Origin of the sequence: Cryobacterium aureum, assembly GCF_002954245.1 — a bacterium.
GTDB classification, from domain to species: domain Bacteria; phylum Actinomycetota; class Actinomycetes; order Actinomycetales; family Microbacteriaceae; genus Cryobacterium; species Cryobacterium aureum.
The window spans coordinates 49951-71171 of the sequence record NZ_PPTG01000038.1 but is presented as its reverse complement, the minus strand read 5'-3'; the positions used below and the strand labels follow the sequence as shown (position 1 = coordinate 71171).

21 protein-coding genes and 1 riboswitch are annotated in these 21221 nt (G+C 64.7%); of the genes, 6 read left to right on the top strand and 15 right to left on the bottom strand.

Annotated features, from left to right (window positions below):
- The first annotated feature begins 161 nt into the window (after window positions 1-161).
- Genes CJ028_RS14700 through CJ028_RS14690 form a run of 3 tightly spaced genes read left to right on the top strand, consistent with a single transcriptional unit; the run spans window position 162 to window position 2715 of the window.
- The gene (locus CJ028_RS14700; RefSeq protein ID WP_105035971.1) at window positions 162-1019 is read left to right on the top strand and encodes an ABC transporter ATP-binding protein; all 858 of its coding nucleotides are present in this window, start codon (window positions 162-164) and stop codon (window positions 1017-1019) included.
- Window positions 1016-1879: an ABC transporter permease gene (locus CJ028_RS14695; protein ID WP_105035970.1), complete on the top strand. Its 864-nt coding sequence runs from the start codon at window positions 1016-1018 to the stop codon at window positions 1877-1879. The genes CJ028_RS14700 and CJ028_RS14695 overlap by 4 nt, the downstream gene beginning before the upstream one ends.
- 11 nt (window positions 1880-1890) lie before the next feature.
- Window positions 1891-2715, top strand: coding sequence for an ABC transporter permease (locus CJ028_RS14690; protein ID WP_240607319.1), 825 nt, complete (start codon window positions 1891-1893; stop codon window positions 2713-2715).
- A 79-nt stretch (window positions 2716-2794) separates the two neighbouring features.
- Here CJ028_RS14690 and CJ028_RS14685 read toward each other — a convergent pair whose 3' ends face one another.
- The 7 genes from CJ028_RS14685 to CJ028_RS14655 form a co-directional block, all read right to left on the bottom strand.
- Window positions 2795-4147 carry an MFS transporter gene (locus CJ028_RS14685; protein ID WP_105035969.1) on the bottom strand — a complete coding sequence of 451 codons (1353 nt, stop codon included), beginning with the start codon at window positions 4145-4147 and terminating at the stop codon, window positions 2795-2797.
- A 141-nt stretch (window positions 4148-4288) separates the two neighbouring features.
- Complete coding sequence (locus tag CJ028_RS14680; protein ID WP_105035968.1) at window positions 4289-4645, bottom strand: hypothetical protein; 357 nt, start codon at window positions 4643-4645, stop codon at window positions 4289-4291.
- Window positions 4646-4678: 33 nt separating this feature from the next.
- Window positions 4679-5155: a 6,7-dimethyl-8-ribityllumazine synthase gene (ribH, locus tag CJ028_RS14675; RefSeq protein WP_105035967.1), complete on the bottom strand. Its 477-nt coding sequence runs from the start codon at window positions 5153-5155 to the stop codon at window positions 4679-4681.
- A complete protein-coding gene (gene ribA, locus CJ028_RS14670; RefSeq protein WP_105035966.1) occupies window positions 5155-6414 on the bottom strand; it encodes a GTP cyclohydrolase II in 1260 nt (419 codons plus the stop codon). The genes ribH and ribA overlap by 1 nt, the downstream gene beginning before the upstream one ends.
- On the bottom strand, window positions 6411-7067 hold the full coding sequence (locus CJ028_RS14665) for a riboflavin synthase (RefSeq protein ID WP_105035965.1): 657 nt from the start codon (window positions 7065-7067) through the stop codon (window positions 6411-6413). Before CJ028_RS14665 ends, ribA begins: the two co-directional genes overlap by 4 nt.
- Window positions 7068-7074: 7 nt before the next feature.
- A complete protein-coding gene (ribD, locus tag CJ028_RS14660) occupies window positions 7075-8109 on the bottom strand; it encodes a bifunctional diaminohydroxyphosphoribosylaminopyrimidine deaminase/5-amino-6-(5-phosphoribosylamino)uracil reductase RibD (RefSeq protein ID WP_240607312.1) in 1035 nt (344 codons plus the stop codon).
- A gap of 91 nt (window positions 8110-8200) precedes the next feature.
- A riboswitch (FMN riboswitch) is annotated at window positions 8201-8337 on the bottom strand.
- A 68-nt stretch (window positions 8338-8405) separates the two neighbouring features.
- Window positions 8406-9308 (bottom strand): sugar-binding transcriptional regulator, encoded by a 903-nt coding sequence (locus tag CJ028_RS14655; RefSeq protein WP_105035979.1) that lies wholly within the window; start codon window positions 9306-9308, stop codon window positions 8406-8408.
- Window positions 9309-9490: 182 nt separating this feature from the next.
- On the opposite strand from CJ028_RS14655, the gene CJ028_RS14650 reads away from it, so the two are divergent.
- From CJ028_RS14650 to glpK, 3 genes are all read left to right on the top strand, one after another.
- A complete protein-coding gene (locus tag CJ028_RS14650; protein ID WP_105035964.1) occupies window positions 9491-11227 on the top strand; it encodes a glycerol-3-phosphate dehydrogenase/oxidase in 1737 nt (578 codons plus the stop codon).
- 188 nt (window positions 11228-11415) lie between these two features.
- Window positions 11416-12150 (top strand): MIP/aquaporin family protein, encoded by a 735-nt coding sequence (locus CJ028_RS14645; RefSeq protein ID WP_105035978.1) that lies wholly within the window; start codon window positions 11416-11418, stop codon window positions 12148-12150.
- A gap of 71 nt (window positions 12151-12221) precedes the next feature.
- The gene (gene glpK, locus CJ028_RS14640) at window positions 12222-13736 is read left to right on the top strand and encodes a glycerol kinase GlpK (protein WP_105035963.1); all 1515 of its coding nucleotides are present in this window, start codon (window positions 12222-12224) and stop codon (window positions 13734-13736) included.
- A gap of 54 nt (window positions 13737-13790) precedes the next feature.
- On the opposite strand, the gene CJ028_RS14635 is transcribed toward glpK, so the two are convergent.
- The 8 genes from CJ028_RS14635 to CJ028_RS14600 form a co-directional block, all read right to left on the bottom strand.
- Window positions 13791-14543: an HAD family hydrolase gene (locus tag CJ028_RS14635; RefSeq protein ID WP_240607317.1), complete on the bottom strand. Its 753-nt coding sequence runs from the start codon at window positions 14541-14543 to the stop codon at window positions 13791-13793.
- Entirely contained in the window at window positions 14543-15121 is a 579-nt protein-coding gene (locus tag CJ028_RS14630) for a GNAT family N-acetyltransferase (RefSeq protein ID WP_161498996.1), read from the bottom strand. The genes CJ028_RS14635 and CJ028_RS14630 overlap by 1 nt, the downstream gene beginning before the upstream one ends.
- Window positions 15122-15147: 26 nt before the next feature.
- Window positions 15148-16152 carry a tryptophan--tRNA ligase gene (gene trpS / locus CJ028_RS14625; protein WP_105035960.1) on the bottom strand — a complete coding sequence of 335 codons (1005 nt, stop codon included), beginning with the start codon at window positions 16150-16152 and terminating at the stop codon, window positions 15148-15150.
- Window positions 16149-17003, bottom strand: a complete 855-nt coding sequence (locus tag CJ028_RS14620) for an exodeoxyribonuclease III (RefSeq protein ID WP_105035959.1) — start codon at window positions 17001-17003, stop codon at window positions 16149-16151. The genes trpS and CJ028_RS14620 overlap by 4 nt, the downstream gene beginning before the upstream one ends.
- Window positions 17004-17012: 9 nt before the next feature.
- Complete coding sequence (locus CJ028_RS14615; RefSeq protein ID WP_129590506.1) at window positions 17013-18086, bottom strand: YihY/virulence factor BrkB family protein; 1074 nt, start codon at window positions 18084-18086, stop codon at window positions 17013-17015.
- Between the two features lie 71 nt (window positions 18087-18157).
- Window positions 18158-18919, bottom strand: coding sequence for a succinate dehydrogenase iron-sulfur subunit (locus CJ028_RS14610; protein WP_105035957.1), 762 nt, complete (start codon window positions 18917-18919; stop codon window positions 18158-18160).
- Window positions 18919-20730, bottom strand: a complete 1812-nt coding sequence (gene sdhA, locus CJ028_RS14605) for a succinate dehydrogenase flavoprotein subunit (RefSeq protein WP_105035956.1) — start codon at window positions 20728-20730, stop codon at window positions 18919-18921. Before sdhA ends, CJ028_RS14610 begins: the two co-directional genes overlap by 1 nt.
- Before the next feature lie 17 nt (window positions 20731-20747).
- The gene (locus CJ028_RS14600) at window positions 20748-21218 is read right to left on the bottom strand and encodes a succinate dehydrogenase hydrophobic membrane anchor subunit (RefSeq protein WP_105035955.1); all 471 of its coding nucleotides are present in this window, start codon (window positions 21216-21218) and stop codon (window positions 20748-20750) included.
- Window positions 21219-21221: the final 3 nt, after the last annotated feature.

Below are 21221 nucleotides of genomic sequence, written 5' to 3'. Positions count from 1 at the left end.
TCATGACCCGCATCGCCTTCGGCTTCAAATTACCGGACGCGCTCATCGCCCTCGCCATGCTCAGCCTCGGCGGGCACAAACCCGTGCTTCCCGGACGAAACTAACCCACGGAAGAGTCAGGAGAGCCCAAAAACTCGAGAGATTTCGTCGCCGTCGACGGCATCAGCTTCGAGGTTGCGCCGGGGGAGTCGTTCGGGCTGCTCGGCCCCAATGGCGCCGGTAAATCCACGACGATGCGCATGATCGGCGCGGTCTCCACCCGCACGAGCGGCGACCTTACTGTGCTCGGCCTCGACCCGAACCGGTATGGTCCCGAGATTCGCTCCCAGGTCGGTGTCGTTCCGCAGGAGAACAACCTCGACATGGAATTGAAGGTGCGGGAGAACCTGCTGGTCTACGGCCGCTACTTCGGGCTGCCACGAGCCCGGGTGGCCCGTCGGGCCGACGAACTGCTCGAGTTCGCGCAGCTCGCCGACAAGGCCTCCGCCAAGGTCGACGACCTGTCCGGCGGCATGAAACGTCGCCTCACCATTGCCAGGGCTCTCATCAACGACCCGCGCATCCTGCTGCTCGACGAACCGACCACCGGCCTCGACCCGCAGGCGCGCCACATTCTCTGGGACCGCCTGTTTCGCTTGAAAGAGCAGGGCACAACGCTGCTCCTCACCACCCACTATATGGATGAAGCCGAGCAGCTCTGCGACCGCCTCGTCGTGGTCGACAAGGGTCGCATCATGGCCGAGGGTTCCCCGGCCGACCTCATTCGCCGCTACTCCTCCCGCGAGGTGCTCGAGGTGCGGTTCGGGTCCACGCAGAACGCCGAGGTCGCCGGCCGCATCGAGGGCTACGGCGAGCGGGTCGACGTACTGCCCGACCGCATCCTGGTCTACAGCGACAGTGGCGAGAACGAATTGGAGCGGATGACCGCGGCCGGCCTGCACCCGATTACCAGCCTCGTGCGTCGCTCCAGCCTCGAAGACGTGTTCCTGCGGCTCACCGGCCGAAACCTGATCGAATGAGCACGCTTTCCGACAACACGAGCGACGGCATCCGCTCTGATGCGCTCGCCGCAGCCGTCGCGCAGGCGGCGCGCACCCGCCGCTACGGCTCCTGGTATGTGGCCGAACACCGGTTTCGGGTGATGCGGTCGTATGCCCAAACCGTGTTGTTCACAGCAATCGGCAGCCCGCTGGTCTACCTGTACGCGATGGGGGTGGGCCTGGCGAGCCTGGTCGACGGCAATCTGGGCGACAACGCCGTGAACGGGGTGAGCTACCTCGCATTCCTGGCCCCGGCGCTGCTCGCGAGCAGTGCGATCGCGGTGGCGTCCGAGGAGTTCACCTACCCGATCATGCTCGGCTTCAAGTGGAACCCCACCTTCTTCGGCATGAATGCGAGTTCCATCCAGCCCGGCCAGATCATCAATGGCATCGTCATCTCGGTCGCCGCGCGCATGCTGCTCACCTGCGCCATTTTCTACGTTTTTATGCTGGTCTTCGGGGCGGTACCCGGGCCGTTCGGGTTCGTCGCCGTGCTGGTGGCGCTGCTTACCGGCCTGGCCTTCGGCGCGCTCGTGATGGCTTACACGGCCACACTCAAGGACGACACCGGGCAGCTCGCCATGGTGCAGCGCTTCGTGATTTTGCCGATGACCCTGTTCTCTGGCACGTTCTTTCCGCTCGACGTGCTGCCGCCGTACCTGCAATGGATCGGCTGGATCTCGCCGCTCTGGCACGGCACCGAACTCGCTCGAGTCTTCGCCTACGGTATGCCGGAGCCGATCTGGCTGAGCCTCGTACACGTGCTCTATCTGGCTGCGCTGCTTGCCGTCGGCTGGATCTGGGCCCGTCACCTCACGGCCGAAAGGTTGAACAAGTGACCGGGCCGCAGCTGTCTCCGTCGACGATCGCGGCATCCGCTCGCCCGCCCAGGCCGTTTAGCAGTTTGTACGCCGGCAACGCGCGCAGCGTGATGGCGCGCGGCTGGCGGGCGACCCGCAGCACCAACTCCCTCGTGGTGCTGAGCGGCTTCGTCGAGCCCATCTTCTACCTGCTGTCGATGGGCCTCGGCCTCGGAGCGCTGATCGGCCAGGTGCAGACCGCTGACGGAACCCAGGTGCCCTACGCAGCGTTCATCGCCCCGGCGCTGCTGGCCGTCGCCGCGATGAACGGAGCGATCTACGACTCGACCTGGAACGTGTTCTTCAAGATGCAGTTCGCGAAGCTCTACGAGGGGATGTTGTCCACCTCGCTCGGGCCGCTCGATGTGGCGCTCGGCGAGATCTCGCTGGCCTTGGCGCGCGGCCTGCTCTACGCGACGGGATTCATGCTCGTCATGCAGGCGCTCGGCCTGAACCTGTCGTGGTGGGCGCTGCTCGCCCTGCCCGCAGTGTTGATCATCGCGTTCGGCTTTGCGAGCGTGGGTATGGCGGTCACGAGCTACATGAAGACGTTCCAGCAGATGGACTGGATCAACTTTATTTTGCTGCCGATGTTTTTGTTCTCGGCCACGTTCTACCCGCTCAGCGTCTACCCACAGGGTATTCAGTACGTGATCCAGGCGCTGCCGCTCTGGCACGGTGTCGAACTGGTGCGCGCCTTGACTACCGGCCAGGTCAACCTCGGGCTGCTCTGGCACGTGCTCTACTATGCCGTGATGATCGTGGTCGGCCTGTTCGCGACAACCCGCCGCCTGCGTGCCCTATTCCTCGACTAGCGCCTCAACGAACGCGAGAGCGGAAAAATTGTTGTTTTGAGTGGCTCGAGGCAACAATTTTCCCGCTCTCGGGAGACGGTTAGCGGTGCAGGTCGAGGTCTTTCGTTTCGCGACTCAGGATGAGCGCGACCAGGGTGATGACGCCCATCACCGAGAGGTAGATGCCGACCCAGAACGGGCTGCCCTCGCCGATCGTCCAGAGCCAGACCGCGATGAACGGGGCCACGGCCGCACCGAGGATCGAGCTCATGTTGTAGGCAAAGGCTGAGCCGGTGTAGCGCACGCTGGTCGGGAACAACTCGGGCAGCAGCGCGCCCATCGGGCCAAAGGTCATGCCCATGAGCGAGAAGCCGACGATGAGGAACAGCATGACGCTGAGGTCTCCCGCACCGAGCAGTGGCACGAAGAGGAACCCGAACACGATGATGAACACGGTGACAATAATGAGCGTCTTGCGGCGCCCGTGCTTGTCAGCCCACGGACCGGAGGCAAGGGTGAAGATTCCGAAGAACACCACTCCGAGAATCATCATGAGGATGAAGGTGTTGTAGCTGAACCCGAGTCCCGCCAGCGGGGCATCCGTTGCGGCACGGCCGTAGCTGAGCGTGAAGGTGGTCATCAGATAAAACAAGACGTAGGTCGCGAGCATGATGAACGTGCCGAGGATCAGTTCGCGCCAGTTGGACTTGAACACGGCCGCAAGCGGCAGCTTCTCCACGCGGTCTGCCTTGACGACCTTGGTGAAGACATCGCTTTCGACCAGGCGCAGACGCACCCAGAGTCCGATGATCACCATCACGGCCGAGAACAGGAATGGGATGCGCCAGGCCCACTCGAGGAATGCTTCGGACGGGCGGGTCGGGTCGGTCGACGGCAGAGCCAGGGCGAGGCCGAGGAACAGACCGTTGGCGATGATGAAGCCGAGCGGGGCGCCGACCTGCGGGAAGGTGCCGTACCAGGCGCGCTTGCCGACCGGTGCGTTCTCGGTCGCGACCAGCGCTGCGCCGCTCCACTCCCCGCCGAGGGCGAAGCCCTGGGCCAGGCGCAGGATGACGAGCATGAGCGGTGCCCACCAGCCGATCATGGCGTAGGTCGGCAGCAAGCCGATCAAAAAGGTCGCGATGCCCATCGTGAGCAGGGCGCCGACCAGGGTGGCCTTGCGTCCCTTCCGGTCACCAAAGTGGCCGAAGAACAGCGCGCCGATCGGGCGGGCGACCATGGCAGCGCCGAAGACGGCGAAAGAGGCGAGCAGCGCAGTGGTGTCGTTGCCGGTCGGAAAGAACAGGTGCGGAAAGACCAATACCGCAGCGGTCGCGTAGACGTAGAAGTCGTAGAACTCAATGGTCGTGCCGATCAGGCTCGCCATAACGACGCGGCTTTTCGGATTGAGAGGTGTGGTCGGCGTCGAAACTGACGCGGTGGTTACTGACATGAGGGTGGAACACTCCGAAAGGATGGCTGAGCGCCGACGAAACCCGCAAGTCGATCAGACTTCCCGCGGAAGCGTTTACGCACGAATGGTGGTGTGCCCGCGTGTAGAGGTCACAAAATACTTTAGCCCGCTTTCGCGCAGCTACTTCCAGAGCACCGCGATCGCTACGTTGGCCAGGGTCAGGGTGCCAATGGCCCAGAGCACCAGCGACGACACGCTCGGCTTCTTGCGGTTCACGATCACGAGCACGGTGATGACGACGAGCACGAGCAGCTTGACGCCGATCTTGGCGTTGTCGATGTGGCCGAGGGTGCCCATCTGAATGACGCCGACCAGCAGCAGACCGGTGACCAGCTGGGTTAGCGCGCCGTGGAACATCGCGGCGACGATCGTGCCCTTGCCGGCAATGATCGGCTTGATCTGCACGAGAACGCCGCCGAGCAGCGAGGCGAGGCCGACGAAGTGCAGAATGAGCAGAATGTTGCGTAGAAGGTCCATATGTTCAGCCTACGGACTCAACCGCACCACCACTTACCCGATGTGCCCGCGCAGTTCCCGCAGCAGTATCGCGGTAGCAAGGGCAGCGGATGCCGCCTCCTCGCCCTTGTCTTCTTTGGATCCGGGCAACCCGGCCCGGTCGAGCCCCTGCTGCTCGTCGTCGAGGGTCAGCACGCCGAAGCCCACGGGCTTGCCGGCGTCGAGCGCGACGCGAGTGAGGCCATCCGTTGCCGCATTCGACACGAATTCGAAGTGGGGGGTGCCGCCGCGAATGATCACGCCGAGAGCGACGACCGCGTCCGCACCATTTTCGAGCGCGACCTTGCAGGCAACGGGCAGTTCGAAGCTGCCCGGCACGCGCACGAGCGAGAATTCCGCTCCGCTCGCTTCGAGCACCCGGGTGGCGCCGGCGATGAGGCCGTCGGTGATGACATCGTGCCAAAGACCTGCGACGATGACGATGCGCAGGCCCGTTCCGTCGACGTGGATGGTGGGTCCTGGTCCGGCCATTAGGCGATTCCGTTCATGATCTCGGTGTTGGTTATGTGATGCCCCATGCGGTCCCGCTTGGTGGCCAGGTATTCCTCGTTGAACTCGCCGATCCCGACGACGAGCGGCACTCGCTCGGTCACGGCGACGCCGTGAAGCTCGAGCTGGCGCATCTTCTCCGGGTTGTTGGTGAGCAGACGCACCGAGTTTAACCCCAGATCGTGCAGGATGCTGGTGGCTGCGCCGTAATCGCGGCTGTCGACGGGTAGACCTAGAGCAACGTTTGCGTCGAGGGTATCGAGGCCGTCCTCCTGCAGCTTGTAGGCGCGCAGCTTATTGATGAGGCCGATTCCGCGCCCTTCCTGGCCGCGCAGGTACACGACCACGCCGCCTTCCTCTTGAATGATGTCGAGCGAGGCGTCGAGCTGAGGTCCGCACTCGCACTTGAGCGAGCCGAAGGCTTCACCGGTGAGGCACTCTGAGTGCACCCGTACGATGGCGCCGTTGACCGGGGTTCCCGCGACAAACGCAACGTGGTCGGCGCCGGTGGAACGGTCGCGATACGCGCGCACCCGAAAGGCACCGTGCCGGGTGGGCACCGTAGTCTCCACCTCGAAGTCCACCCGCGGCGCCTCGATGAGCGGGGCAATCGTCGGCAGAGCCTCGTCGGGATGAAACTCATTGAGATAGTCGATCAGGTCCTTGATCGTAATGACGAGCAGGCCTTCGCGCTCGCCGAGTTCAATCAACCCGGGCAGGCGCATCATCTCGCCGTCCTCGGCGACGATCTCGGCAATCGCCGCGACCGGAACCAGGCCGGCCAGTTTCATCAGGTCGACACCGGCTTCGGTGTGGCCTCCGCGCTCACGTACACCGCCGTCGCGGGCGCGCAGCGGCAGGATGTGGCCGGGGCGGTGCAGGCTCGCCGGGGCCGAGTTCGGGTCAGCGAGCACCCTCAGGGTGTGGGCGCGGTCGGCGGCACTGATGCCGGTTGAAAGGCGGTCGGCGGCGTCGACGCTCACCGTGTAGTTGGTGCCCAGCGGGTCTTCGTTGTTGAGCACCATCACCGGCAGATCCAGCTGGTCGGCGATCTCATTGGTCATCGGCGCGCAGATGAACCCGGAGGAGTACCGCACGGTCCAGGCGATCCATTCCTGCGTGGCCAGCTGTGCCGAGATGATGACGTCGCCCTCGTTTTCGCGACCCTCATCGTCAGCGACGATGACCGGTCGGCCGAGGCGCAGGGCGTCGAGTGCGGAAGGAATGTCGGCGAGGCTCATGATGCGCTCCTTGAGTGGGTTGCGGGCTGAAAAGCGGGAGAGGTGGCGGCGCTGAGCGCCAGCATCCGTTCAACGTGGCGGGCCAGAATGTCGGTCTCAATGTTGACCCGGTCGCCGTGAAGGCGCTCGCCGAGGGTGGTGGCGGCGAGGGTTTCCGGAATGAGCGACACCTCGAACCATTGGTTCGCGTCCGTGGCAGGACTGATGTTGCTCACGGTGAGGGAGACGCCGTCGATGGCGATCGAGCCCTTGCCGACGACGAGCGGCGCGAGTTCGGTGCTCAGGCTGAATCGCAGCACCCGCCAGGCCTCGCCGGGAGTGACGGAGAGCACGGTGCTGGTGCCGTCGATGTGACCCTGCACGATATGGCCGCCGAGGCGTCCGCCGACCAGGGCAGCGCGTTCGAGGTTGACCGGGGAGCCGACTCGGGCGTCAGACAGGGTCGACATCGACAGGGTCTGGGCCATCACGTCGGCGGTGAAGGTGTCAGGGGTGCGTTCGACCACGGTGAGGCAGACGCCCTGCACTGCGATGGAGTCGCCATGGCCAGCACCGTCGACCACGAGCGGGCCGCGGATGGTGAGGCGGGCGGCATCAGCTGTGGTCTCGATGCGCTCGATCTGGCCGAGCTCCTCGATGATTCCGGTGAACATGGATTCCTTAGGGTGTAAGCGGTCGGGCCACGATGAGAACATCGTCGCCGAGGCGGTCGAGGGAGTGAATCGAGAGGCGGCGCTGCTCGCCGATGGTGGCTACGCCGATGTCCGTGATGGCCAGTCGCGGGCCGCCGATCAGCGTTGGTGCGAGGTAGGCGAGGTATTCGTCGACCAGCCCGGCGGCCACGAACGCGCTGGCGACCGTCGGTCCGCCCTCGATGAACACGCTGCGCACGGCCCTTGTGTGCAGGTCGGCCAGAAGGGCAGACAGGTCGAGGCCGTCAAAAAACAGCGGCTGCTGCGGGTGCGCAAACAGGGCAGCGGATGCCGGCACCTCCCGTCGCCCGACCACCACGGGCACGGGCTGCCGGGCGAGGAGCCCGCCGTCGGCGTCGCGCGCGGTCAAGGCAGGGTCATCGGCGAGCACGGTGCCGGTGCCGACCAGGATCGTGTCGGAGGCGCTGCGACGCCGGTGAACGTCGAGGCGGGCTTCGGCGCCGGTGATCCAGCGACTGGAGCCGTCGGCGGCGGCCGCGCGACCGTCGAGGCTCGACGCCCACTTGACCGTGACGAACGGCCGGCCGAGGCGCGCGGCGGAGAGCCAGTCGCCGAGAAAGGCCTCGCCGACATCGGCGAGCAGGCCACCCTGCACGTCGATGCCGGCGGCGCGCAGTCGCTCGGCTCCGCCGCAGGAGTGCTCACCCGGGTCGGTCACCGAGTACACCACGCGGGCGACGCCGGCCTCGATCAGGGCCTGGGCACACGGACCGGTGCGGCCGACATGGTTGCAGGGCTCGAGCGTGACGACGACGGTGCTTCCGTGCGCGGCGTCGGGGGCGAGCTGTGCGAGCGCGTCGACCTCGGCGTGCCGGGTGCCGGCGCCGCGGTGCCAGCCTTCGGCGAGGATTTCGCCGGCCGGGTTCACAACGACGCAGCCGACCCGGGGATTCACTCCGGTGGCGGGGCCGTGGGCGGCGAGCTCAAGCGCGCGGCGCATGGCACTCTGCAGACCTCCGTCTACTGCCGCGTTGTTGGTCATCCCGCCCTCATCCGTGTCGGACGAGCTCCGGGGGGTGTGGGTGTGCATCATCATGCATGAAACCCGTCGGTCGACCGTAGGGGCCAACCAACTCGTGCGCCTCCCGTCCGGACTGTGACCGTCGGTGCTGGAGTTTCACCAGCTCAACCGCTGGTCCCTTGTGCAAGGGACTAACGGGTCGCGGACTTTAACCGCCGGTTCGGAATTACACCGACCCCGGAGCACGTGTACTGCAAGTTCTACTTCTAGTTATAGTGCAACAGCCTGCGCGCCGGGTTATTCCGTTCAATATCCGATCAGTTTGCCTCGACCAGGGCGCGGGCTGTGCTCTCGTCGACGAACAGGTCGGTGATGAGGTGTGCGGCCAGGGCACCGCGCAGGCTCGCGAGCTTGGAACGGCCGGCCACGACGCAGATTCGTCGCGGGGTGCGGCGGAGCACGGTGAAGTCCGGGCCGGTGGACCGTTCGTTCAGGGCGATTCCGTCGGCCGAACCGTCGGCGCGGTAGAACACTGTCGCAACGTCACCGACCACGCCGGCCGCGCTGAGGGAATCGAATTCGGCCTGCTCGAGATAGCCGCCGGCGTAGACCCGGCTCATGACACCGGAGAACGGAGAGCCCAGGCCGAACAGGGCGATATCCATGATGGCCTGCATGTCGATCAGGCGACTGATGCTGCGCTCGCGCCACAGCGCCTGCTTGGTGTCCGGGTTGTCGAAGAAGGCCGGAACCGGAAACTGCTGTACGTGCGCGCCGAAGGCTGTTCCAAAGCGCCCGAGAATCTCACTCGCGTAGCCAAGACCGGTCGTGCGCATGTTGCCTGCACCGTTGAGTTGCACGATCTGCGAGTTGTGCGTCTGTTTCGGGGTGACGTGCCGGCTGATCGCGTTCATGGTCGACCCCCAGGCGATCCCCATGGTCATGTTCGAGTCGAAGTATTGGCCGAGAATCCGTGCAACAGACAGGGCTACACGCTCGAGCCGGTCGACGTCGCTCGCGCTGTCGGGTACCGGAACAACGTGCGCGGTGATCTGAAACCGAGCCTCAATCTGCTGCTCGAGGTGACTCGGGGCATCCAACGGGGACTTGATTTGGATGTCGACCAGGCCGATCTCTCGGGCGTGGCTGAGCAGGCGGGACACCGAGGAACGGGAGGTATGCAGCTCCTGGGCGATGGCATCCATCGTGAGGTCCTGCATGTAGTACAGGTGCGCCGCGGTGAGGGCATCGCGGCTGCGGTCGGACTGCACGGGGTCGATTTCGAAGGTCACAACGGCTCCTTGCACGTATGTTCAATCCGGTTGAGAAATTGTGTCGGACTGTCAGACTGAATCTATTCACATGGCTTGTCGAGTGCAAGCCCGAGACAGAGGTGACAACAATGTCGTTCCTAAACTCACAGACCGCGATCTCCGATCGCCCCAGCGCCCAGGTGCTCATCATCGGCGCCGGCATCAACGGCATCGCGACCTTCCGCGATCTGGCCCTGCAGGGCGTCGACGTGGTCATCGTCGAAAAAAACGACTTCGTATCGGGCGCCTCATCGGCCAGCTCGCACATGATCCACGGCGGAGTGCGCTACCTCGAAAACGGGGAGTTTCGCCTGGTGAAGGAGTCGGTGACGGAGCGCAACAGCCTGCTCAAGATTGCACCGCACTATGTCAAGCCGCTGCAGACCACCATCCCCATCTTTTCCACCTTCTCCGGCGCTCTGGCCGCGCCGCTCCGGTTCCTGACCCATAAGCAGGGCACCAAGCACGTGGAGCGCGGCGCCATGCTCATCAAACTGGGCATGATGATCTACGACGCTTTCTCTCGCGACGGCGGAACCGTGCCGCGCCACGAGTTCAAGGGCCGTGCCAAGGCGCTCGCAGCCCTGCCGTTGCTCAACCCCGGGCTCAAGTACACAGCCACCTACTATGACGCCGCGATGCACGACCCGGAGCGCCTCGCCCTCGACGTGCTGCGCGACGGTCTCGACGCCGGCCCGCACGCCCGCGCCGCCAACTACGTCGAAGCCGCCGGAATGGATGAGAACGGCGTGCTCCTTCGCAACACCATCACCGGCGAAGAATTCCGATTCCACGCGGATGTCGTCGTCAACACGAGCGGGCCCTGGACCGACCTGACCAACACAGCTCTCGGTCAGCCCAGCACCTTCATGGGCGGCACCAAGGGCTCCCACGTGGTGCTCGACAACCCGGAGCTGCTCGCGGCAACCGGAGGACGTGAGATCTTCTTCGAGCACGAAGACGGCCGCATCGTGCTGATCTACCCGCTCAAGGGCCGGGTTCTGGTCGGAACCACCGACCTCGAGCACGACATGAGCAAGCCGATCCGCTGCACCGAACCTGAGATCGATTACTTCTTCGACCTGGTCGCGCACGTTTTCCCAACCGTCAAGGTCGATCGTTCGCACATCGTCTTTCGGTTCGCCGGCGTGCGCCCGCTGCCCCGCCACGACGACGAAGCCCCCGGTTTCGTCAGCCGCGACTACCGCATCGAGTCTCGACCGCTGCCCCGCGCTGGTACGGAAAACGGCACCCTGCTCAGCCTGGTCGGAGGCAAGTGGACCACCTTCCGCGCCCTCGCCGAGAACCTGAGCACCGACATCCTGAAACTGCTCCGCCTGCCGCGCGTCGTCTCGACCGAGGGGCTCGCCATCGGCGGCGGACGAGACTTTCCGGCCACGGAGGCCGCCCACCTGGTCTGGGTCACCGCCCACGGCGATGAGGTCGGCTCTGATCGCGCCGCAACTCTGCTCGCCCGGTACGGCACGCGGGCGAGCGAGGTCATCGACTTTATGGCCGACCCGAGCGGTCAAGCGGATGCCCCACTCCAGCACAACCCCGAGTACAGCCGACGCGAGATCGAGTTTCTGGCATCCACCGAGAGCGTCGTGCGCCTGGTCGACGTGTTGCTCCGCCGCACCAGCATGGCCTTCGTCGGTGCAGTGACCACCCCGCTGATCGAGGAACTCGCCCTCGTCGTTGCCCCCGTGCTCGGCTGGGACGCCGAGCGACGGGCCGAGGAGATCGCGCTGGCACGGGGCATCCTGATCGACGCACACGGGGTCGAACTCGCCCCCGTCGCCGCGGCTGGCATTCTCGTCGCCTGACCCCCGTCCAGGGCTGGCGATTGCCGACAATCTGCACGAACGTGCAGGCGAAACCGGCTCACTCCGCCCTGAGCGCCGATACGTTTTAGACACAACGCACAACAGCCGCACTCGACAACTAGGTCAAGTGCGGTGAACAGCAGCACCCCATCTGAAAGGTCAATGTGGACAATCTCGGTGTCGTCTTTATGTCAGAGGTCGTGGGAACGGCCATCCTCGTGCTCCTCGGCTGTGGCGTGGTCGCCAACGTCGCCCTCGCCAAGAACAAGGGCTTCGGCGGCGGCTTTCTCATGGTCACGATCGGCTGGGGTCTCGCGGTCTACGCCGGCGTGATCGCCGCCTACAACTCGGGTGCCCACCTGAACCCGGCCGTCACCCTGGGGCTCGTCGCCAGCGGCACCGACACCTTCGGGTCGGGCGTGCCGGTCAATGTCCTATCGACGCTGACCTACATCGGCGCCCAGATGATCGGTGCGTTCCTCGGTGCCGTCGTGGTCTGGCTCGCCTACAAGCAGCACTTCGATCAGGAACCGGAAAGCGCCAACAAGCTCGGTGTCTTCTCGACCGGGCCAGCCATCCGCTCCTACGGCTGGAACCTGGTCACCGAGATCATCGGCACCTTCGTGCTGGTCTTCGTCGTCATCGGTTTCGGCCGCAACGGCGACGCTGGCGGTCTGGCCGCCCTCGGCGCCCTGCCGGTTGCTCTGCTCGTGATCGCGATCGGTGCCTCGCTCGGTGGGCCCACCGGTTACGCCATCAACCCCGCCCGTGACCTCGGCCCGCGCATCGCGCACTTCCTGCTGCCGATCAAGGGCAAGGGCAGCAGTGACTGGTCCTACTCCTGGGTTCCGGTCGTCGGTCCGATCATCGGCGGCGTCCTCGCCGGTGCCTCGTCGGGAGTGCTGCTACCCATCCTGGGTTAAGCCATCCAACGCATTCTGCAGCATCCGCTTTAAACTTATATTTCCCACCTGGAACAACAAAGGAGTTACACATGGCCAAGTACGTTCTCGCCATCGACCAGGGAACCACGAGCTCCCGCGCGATCGTGTTCGACAAGGCCGGGTCGATCATTTCGACCGGCCAGCTCGAGCACGAACAGATTCTGCCGCAGGCCGGCTGGGTCGAGCACGACCCGAAGGAAATCTGGGACAACACCCGTGAGGCCATCGGCCAGGCGTTGTCGAAGGCCAACATCACCCGCCACGACATTGAGGCCGTCGGCATCACCAACCAGCGCGAAACCGCTGTCGTCTGGGACAAGAACACCGGCGTGCCCGTCTACAACGCCATCGTCTGGCAGGACACCCGCACCCAGGCGATCGTCGATCGTCTCGCAGCGGATGGTGGCGTCGACCGTTTCAAGGCCAAGGTCGGCCTGCCGCTGGCCACCTACTTCTCCGGCACCAAGATCGTCTGGATCCTCGAAAACGTCGAGGGCGCCCGCGCCAAAGCGGATGCCGGCGACCTCTTGTTCGGCACCACCGACTCCTGGGTGCTGTGGAACCTGACCGGCGGTACCGAGGGCGGCGTGCACGCGACCGACGTCACCAACGCGAGCCGCACGATGTTCATGGACCTCGAAACCCTGCAGTGGGACGACGAGATCCTGGACATCTTCGACGTACCCAAGTCGATGCTGCCGGAAATCAAATCCTCCTCCGAGGTCTACGGCATCGCCAGCGGGCACAGCCTGCTGCGCGAGGTGCCGATCGCCGGAATCCTGGGCGACCAGCAGGCCGCGACCTTCGGCCAGGCCGCCTTCGACCAGGGCGAGGCCAAGAACACCTATGGCACGGGTAACTTTCTGATCTTCAACACCGGCACCGAGATCATCCACTCGAAGAACGGCCTGCTCACCACTGTCGGCTACAAGCTCGGCGACGCTCCCGTGCACTATGCGCTCGAGGGATCGATCGCGGTCACCGGCTCGCTCGTGCAGTGGATGCGCGACCAGCTCGGCATCATCAAGAACGCCTCCGAGATCGAAGACCTGGCCAAGACGGTCAAGGACAACGGTGGAGCCTACTTCGTGCCGGCCTTCTCCGGCCTGTTCGCGCCGTACTGGCGCTCCGACGCCCGTGGCGCACTCGTGGGCCTCACCCGCTACGTGAACAAGGGGCACATCGCCCGTGCGGCACTCGAAGCCATCGCGTATCAGACCCGCGAGGTGCTCGACGCGGTCAACGCCGACTCCGGTGTGCCGCTGACCGAACTCAAAGTCGACGGCGGTGCCACGGCCAACGACCTGCTCATGCAGTTCCAGGCCGACATCATCGGCGTGCCGGTTGTGCGCCCGGTCGTGGCCGAGACCACGGCGCTGGGCGCCGCCTACGCGGCCGGCCTCGCGGTCGGCTTCTGGAGCGGCCTCGATGACCTGCGCTCCAACTGGCAGGAAGACTCCCGCTGGGAGCCGGCCATGGACCCGGAAGAAGCCGCCCGACTCCTGCGCAACTGGAAGAAGGCCGTCACGAAGACCCTCGACTGGGTAGACGACGACGTCCGCTAGCCCACACTGCTCCGTGCGGCCGGGCCGCTCTTTCGCGGCCGGGCCGCATCAGGTTCACATCCCGGGAGTTTTTCCGACACTGAGCACGGAGGGCAAGTCGGCGAGGGTCTCGATGCACAGAACTCCGAGGCGGGAGGCGTCGACCCGGTCAACCGCAGGGACAGCGGATACGGCGGCTCGGTTCAGCCAGATCCCGGTCAGCCCCGCAGCGGCCGCGCCCACAGCATCCGTGCGCAGTCGATCACCCACGTACACCGCTGCACCGACGGGCACATCGAACTGCGCGCAGGCGTACTCGAAGATGCGTGCATCGGGCTTGGTGAAGCCGACCGCACCCGATGCGATGACGTGGTCGAACCGATCAGCGAGGCCGACACGACGAATCTTGTCCCCCTGAAACACCGGGTCGCCGTTCGTGATGAGGCCGAAGCGAACTCCGGGAATCTGCTCGGCGAGGGCATCAAAGCAGGGAAGAGCGTCGTCGTGCAGCCGCCAGCTCGCCCGGTAGCTCTCAAAATATTGGTCGAACCAAACATCCGCCTGATCATCGGTCAGCGCGATGTCGAACCAAGCAGCAAAATCCTGGGCACGAGCGCGACGCTGGCCGGCAAAGTCCAATTCATTGGTGAGGTAGGAGTGATAATGCTTCTCTTCGAGGGCATCCCACAGCGCCGTCGACGCGCTCCGGTCCCCGGTTGCGAAGGCGCCACCGACTCGATCGAGGTGCAGCAGAATACCGTCAGCGACCGCGGCTCGGTGCGCGAACAGGGTGTCGTCGAGGTCGAACAGCACGACCCTTGGCAGCATCACAGTTCGAGGACCTCGGCGGGCCAGCCGGGTTGAGGCCTGCGGTCGTCTCCGGCGGCGAGGTGGCCCTGCCAGGAGTCGGGGTAGCTTCCGTCCCGGTAGGCGGCGACGGATGGCCCCACCCCGGAATATCGAAACCCCGACTTCCACGCCGCTCGGGCTGACGCGACGTTCCCGAGCAGGCACTCCCAGTGCAGAACGTCGATGATCCCCTGATCGAAGGCCCAATCGGCGACCAGTCGCTGCGCTTCGGGGATGAGCCCACGACCGCGGTGCGGGGCCCCCAGCCAGAATCCGATTGACCCCACCCGGTGAACGGATGCGTCCGCCGCGACGGATTCTCCCGTCAAGCGCAGCGCGATCACGCCCACAAGGTCTGCCCCAGCCGACTCGCGCAGCGCCCAGGTATATTCCCGATCCGACGCCCAACCGGCGGGAACATACTCACCGAGGAATCCCTCGGCGTGCTCACGGGCATACGGCCACGGAACGGTGAGGAAACGCTCGAAGATTGGGTCCTGACAGTAGTCAAAGACCTGGTCGGCGTCTCCGAGCGACGGCTCATCCAGCAGCACCACTGGCGATGAGAGCGAGAACGGGCGCATCAGCGGCGGGGGAGGAAGCCTACGCGGTCGTAGACGGTAGCGAGGGTCTCGTTGGCGACAGCGTCAGCCCGGGCGGCGTTCGACGCCAGCACCCGGTCGAGCTCGGCTGGGTCGCCGAGCAGTTCGGCGACGCGCGCGCGAATAGGGTCGAAGGTGCCTAAAACAACGTCGACGAGTCCCTTTTTCAGGTCGCCGTAGCCGCGACCGGCGTACTCGGTTTCGAGCGACTCGATCGTGCGCGAGGCGAGCACGGAGTAGATCGTGAGCAGGTTGGCCACGCCCGGCTTGTTCTCGCGGTCGAAGACCACGCCGCCATCGGCATCCGTCACGGCTCGCATGATCTTCTTCTTAGTGACGCCGGGCTCGTCGAGCAACCAGATGACTCCGGCGTGCGACTCGGCCGACTTCGACATTTTCGACGACGGATTCTGCAGGTCGTAGATCTTCGCGGTCTCCTTCACGATCGCCACCTCGGGAATCGTAAAGGTGTCGCCGAAGCGCGAGTTGAAGCGCAGCGCGAGGTCCCGGGTGAGTTCAACGTGCTGACGCTGGTCTTCCCCCACCGGCACCACCTCCGTTTGGTACAACAGAATGTCCGCGGCCATCAGTGTCGGGTAGGCGAACAGCCCCACGGTCGTCGCGTCGGCGCCGTGCCGCGCGGACTTGTCCTTGAACTGCGTCATCCGGCTCGCCTCACCGAACCCGGTGATGGTGTTCAGTACCCAGGCCAGCTGCGCGTGCGCGGACACGTGCGACTGCACGTACAGCGTCGACGCCGACGGGTCGATCCCGGCCGCAATGTATTGCGCCGCCGTGCCGCGGGTGTTCTCGCGCAGCTTGGCTGGCTCCTGGGCGACCGTAATGGCGTGCAGGTCCACGATAGAGAAGAACGCGTCGTGGGTCTGCTGCAGCGACTTCCAGTTGAGCAGTGCGCCAATGTAATTGCCGATCTGCAGGGACTCGGCGGAGGGCTGCATGCCCGAATACAGGCGGGGTTTGGTCATGATTTAGCTCCAGAAAGGTCATAGTCGACAACGACGGGGGAGTGGTCGCTCCATCGCTGGTCATACGCTGCAGCCCGGTCGACCGCGTAAGAAACAACGGATGCCGCCAAAACCGGGCTGGCCAGATGGTAGTCCAGTCGCCACCCGGTGTCATTGTCGAAGGCCTGCCCGCGCTGGGACCACCAGGTGTAGGGCCCCTCGACCTCACCGGCCCACTTACGCCCGACATCCACCCAGCCGATTCCGGCACCCGCGTTGTACTCAGCGTCGCCTTCGGCCCCGAGGATACGGTCGAAATACTCACGCTCTTCCGGCAGGAAGCCCGCGTGCTTCTTGTTTCCGCGCCAGTTCTTGATATCGAGCGTGCGGTGCCCCACGTTCAGGTCGCCCAGCACGAGCGCGAGCGGGCTGTGCATGCTCAACTCGGGCAGCCGAGCGAGCATGGCGTCCAGAAACTTGTACTTCTCGACCTGCTTCGGAGTGTCGGTCTCGCCGGAGTGCACGTACGTGCTCACCACGGTGATGATGTGCCCGTTGACCTCGTAGTCGGCTTCGAGCCAGCGGCCCGCGCTGTCGAATTCTTCGGCGCCGAGGGCGACACGGTGAATGGATGCCCCGGCGCGACTCGCCAGGGCAACTCCGGCGCGGCCCTTGGCCGTGGCGGCATCGTGCAGAATGTTCCAGTCCGGCCCGAGCAGTCCCTCGAGGTCTTCGGTGGAGGCTCGCACCTCCTGAATCGCGAGAATGTCAACGTCACGGGCATCTAACCAGTCGCCCATCCCCTTGCGGTACGCGGCTCGTACCCCGTTCGTGTTGATGCTCGCAATGCGAAGGGGTTTGGTGTCAGACATGGGTCAAGTCTACTTAGGGGCGTCGGCCGCATCCGCCGTGGCGTACCCCTCGACGACTGCCTCGGCCGTCTTAAGTCGGCGTCGGGCGTTCCAGCGGGCATACCACGGCGCCGCATCGAGGTCGCCCCTGGCGGCGGTGAATTCGGCCTGCGCGGTCAACCGCAAGGCATCGTGCATCCGCTGTTCCTGATTTTCGGCGGCTTCATCGGCGCTGAGCGTGTGCGGCGGAATTCCCGCGTCATTCATGCCGACCGCAATCCAGGAGGCGGCGAGGAGCGTGACACTGCTCACCAGATTGAACCAGACCAGCAGACCGATGATCACAGCGAAAGTCGCCAACAACGGGTTGCGACTGGCACCGCCGAGCAGCGCGCCACCAAGAATCTTCAGCACCCCCAGAGCGACGCCGCCCAGTACGGCTCCGGCGAACAGCCGTCGCACCGGAATGCGCACCCGTGACAGTACCCGGAACAGGCCGGCCAAGGTAATCGTGTCGATGATGAGCACCACCAAAAGACCGATGCCACGGGCCGATGCCTCGTAAAACACCGAGTCCTGCGGAATCTGGAACAGGCCGAACAGGGCACCGAGCAGCGCGGTGCTCGCGAGTGAGACCAGCGCGGAGACGACCAGGGCCAGCCCGAACAGCAGTCCCAGGCCGAGCTCGCGCAGTTTGACCCAGATGAAGAACGTGGCCTGGGGCGGCATTCCAAAGACGGTACGCACGGCCTGCGCCGTGGTCGAGAGCCACCCCAATGCCGTCAGCAGCAATCCGGCCAGAGCGATTACCCCGGTCCAGGTGAGGATGCCAGCAGTCGCGAGAACCTCAGGGTCAATAATGCCGTCGGTACCGATGAGGCCCGGAATCGACTGGTTGATAATGGCGTAGAGCGCGTTCAACAGCCCCTGGTTCGCGGTGAGAAACAGCCCAGCGATGGAGAATCCCACCCAGACTGCCGCGAAGATGGCGAAGATGGCCTGGTACGACATGCCGCCGGCGAGGATACTGCCGCCCACGCTGGTGAAGTGGGTGAACACCCGTACGGGTCGCCACGCCATGATGCGCGCCAGAAGCTCTTTCACTGGTTCAGCCTAACCGGATGCACGAACACCCCCATCGAATCGACGGGGGTGTTCGTCATGCAATCGAGCAGTTACGCCTTGCCGCGCATAATGGCCTGCTTGACCTCGGCGATGGCCTGGGTCACCTGAATACCGCGGGGGCAGGCATCCGTGCAGTTGAAGGTTGTGCGGCAACGCCACACGCCCTCCTTGTCGTTGAGAATGTCCAGGCGCACGGCCGCATTCTCATCGCGCGAGTCGAAGATGAAACGGTGCGCGTTGACGATGGCGGCCGGGCCGAAGTACTGGCCGTCGGTCCAGAAAACCGGGCAGCTCGACGTGCACGCAGCGCAGAGAATACATTTCGTAGTGTCGTCGAAGCGCGCACGCTGAGCGACCGTCTGAATGCGTTCCTTGCCCTTGACCGGGGTAACGCTGTTCATGAGGAACGGCTGCACCGCCCGGAAGGAGTCGAAGAACGGCTCCATGTCAACAATGAGGTCCTTCTCCAGCGGCAGGCCCTTGATGGCCTCCACGTAGATGGGCTTCGTGACGTCAAGGTCCTTCATGAGCGTCTTGCAGGCCAGACGGTTGCGGCCGTTGATGCGCATGGCGTCCGAGCCACAGATGCCGTGGGCGCAGGAGCGACGGAAGGTCAACGAACCGTCCTGCTCCCACTTGATCTTGTGCAGCGCGTCGAGCACGCGGTCGGTCGGGTAGAGCTGTACGTCGAAGTCCTGCCAGTGCGGCTCGTCGTCGACCTCTGGGTTGAAGCGACGAATAATGAGCGTCACCGTGAAGGACTTGATCTCTTCGGGAACAACGGGCTTGTTATCGATCGTGGTGGTACTCACTAGTACTTCCTCTCCATCGGCTGGTAGCGGGTGATGACAACCGGTTTCCAGTCGAGCTTGATGTGGTCGGCGGCATCGGCGCTCATCGCGTCGCCCTTGAGATACGCCATGGTGTGCTTGAGATAGTTCTCGTCGTCGCGCACGAGGTAGTCCTCGCGCTGGTGTCCGCCGCGGCTTTCCTTGCGGTTGCGGGCGGAATAGACGACAACCTCGGCGAGGTCGAGCAAAAAGCCCAGCTCGACGGCCTCGAGCAGGTCGGTGTTGAACCGACGCCCTTTGTCTTGCACGCCGATGTTCTTGTACCGCTGACGCAGCAGGTGGATGGTCTCTGTTACTTCGGCGAGGGACTCGTCGGTGCGGAACACCTGCGCCTTCTTGTCCATTTCTTCCTGCAGAATCTTGCGCAGCACGGCAATACGTTCGGTTCCGGTCGACGAACGGATGCCTTCCAGCAGTTCGCGCACCTCCTTGGCCGGGTCTTCCGGCAGGGGAGTGAACGAGGCCGTCTTGACGTATTCGACCGCGTTGTTGCCGGCGCGCTTGCCGAACACGTTGATGTCGAGCAGCGAGTTGGTGCCGAGGCGGTTGGAGCCGTGCACGGAGACGCAGGCGCACTCGCCGGCGGCGTACAGACCGGGAACGACCTGCTCGTTGTTGCGCCAGACTTCGGCGTTCACGTTCGTGGGGATGCCGCCCATCGCGTAGTGCGCGGTCGGCATGACCGGAACCGGCTCGGTGACCGGGTCAACGCCGAGGTAGGTGCGGGCGAACTCGGTGATGTCTGGCAGCTTGGTCTCGAGCAGTTCCTTGCCGAGGTGGGTGCAGTCGAGGTACAGGTAGTCCTTGTCCGGGCCGGCGCCGCGACCCTCAGCGACCTCCTTGAGCATGCAGCGCGAGACGATGTCGCGCGGGGCGAGGTCCTTGATGGTGGGCGCGTAGCGTTCCATGAAGCGCTCACCGGAGGCGTTTCGCAGGATGGCTCCCTCGCCGCGGGCTCCCTCGGTCAAGAGGATGCCCAGCCCGGCCAGCCCGGTCGGGTGGAACTGGAAGAATTCCATGTCCTCCAGCGGCAGTCCCTTGCGCCAGACGATTCCGACGCCGTCACCGGTGAGGGTGTGGGCGTTCGACGTGGTCTTGTAGATCTTGCCGAAACCGCCGGTGGCGAAGATGAATGCCTTGCCCTGGAACACGTGCAGCTCGCCGCTGGACAGGTCGAGGGCGACCACGGCCGATGGCTGATCGACGCCGTCGACGTTGGTCATAACGAGGTCGAGCACGTAGTACTCGTTGAAGAAGTTGATGCCGCGCTTGACGCAGTTCTGATAGAGCGTCTGCAAAATCATGTGGCCGGTGCGGTCGGCGGCGTAGCAGGAGCGACGAACCGGCGCCTTGCCGTGGTCGCGGGTGTGACCACCGAAGCGTCGCTGGTCGATCTTGCCCTCTGGCGTGCGGTTGAACGGCAGACCCATGTTCTCGAGGTCGATGACCGCGTCGATGGCTTCCTTGGCCAGAATCTCGGCGGCGTCCTGGTCGACCAGGTAGTCGCCACCCTTGATCGTGTCGAAGGTGTGCCATTCCCAGTTGTCTTCCTCGACGTTGGCGAGGGCGGCAGCCATCCCGCCCTGCGCCGCACCGGTGTGCGAACGCGTCGGGTAGAGCTTGGAGATGACCGCCGTGCTGGCGTGGGGGCCGGCTTCGATGGCGGCACGCATGCCGGCTCCACCCGCTCCCACAATTACGATGTCGTGCTGGTGGTAGTGCACGCCGTCTACGACGGTGGACTCCGTGGGTGCTGAGGTGGAAGAAGTCATATTTGTTAGTGCAGCTCCTAGAGGGACTTACAGAACGAGGCCACGAGGTCGGCGGGCGCACCGGCGGGGCAGGGATCAAAGGTGAACACCACGAGGGTGCCGAGCACGATTAGCGCAACAACGCTGACCAGGATCGCGACCTTCAAGATGCCGCGGCTGATTCGCGAGGTGGCGTAGTCGTTGACCAGGGTGCGCATGCCGTTGCCGCCGTGAATCAGCGCGAGCCAGAGCATGATGATGTCCCAGACCATCCAGAACGGGTTGGTGAGCTTGCCGGCGACGAACGCGAAGTTCAGGGCGCTGACGCCCTCGCCGATCATGAGATTGACGAACAGGTGGCCGAAGATGAGCACGACCAGCACGACGCCGGAGACACGCATGTAAATCCAGCCCCACTTTTCCCAGTTGACACCGCTCTTCTTCGTGCTGCGGCCATAAGGGCCCTTGGGGGTCCGCGGGCTGCGGGGAGCTTCGATTGTTGAAGTCATATT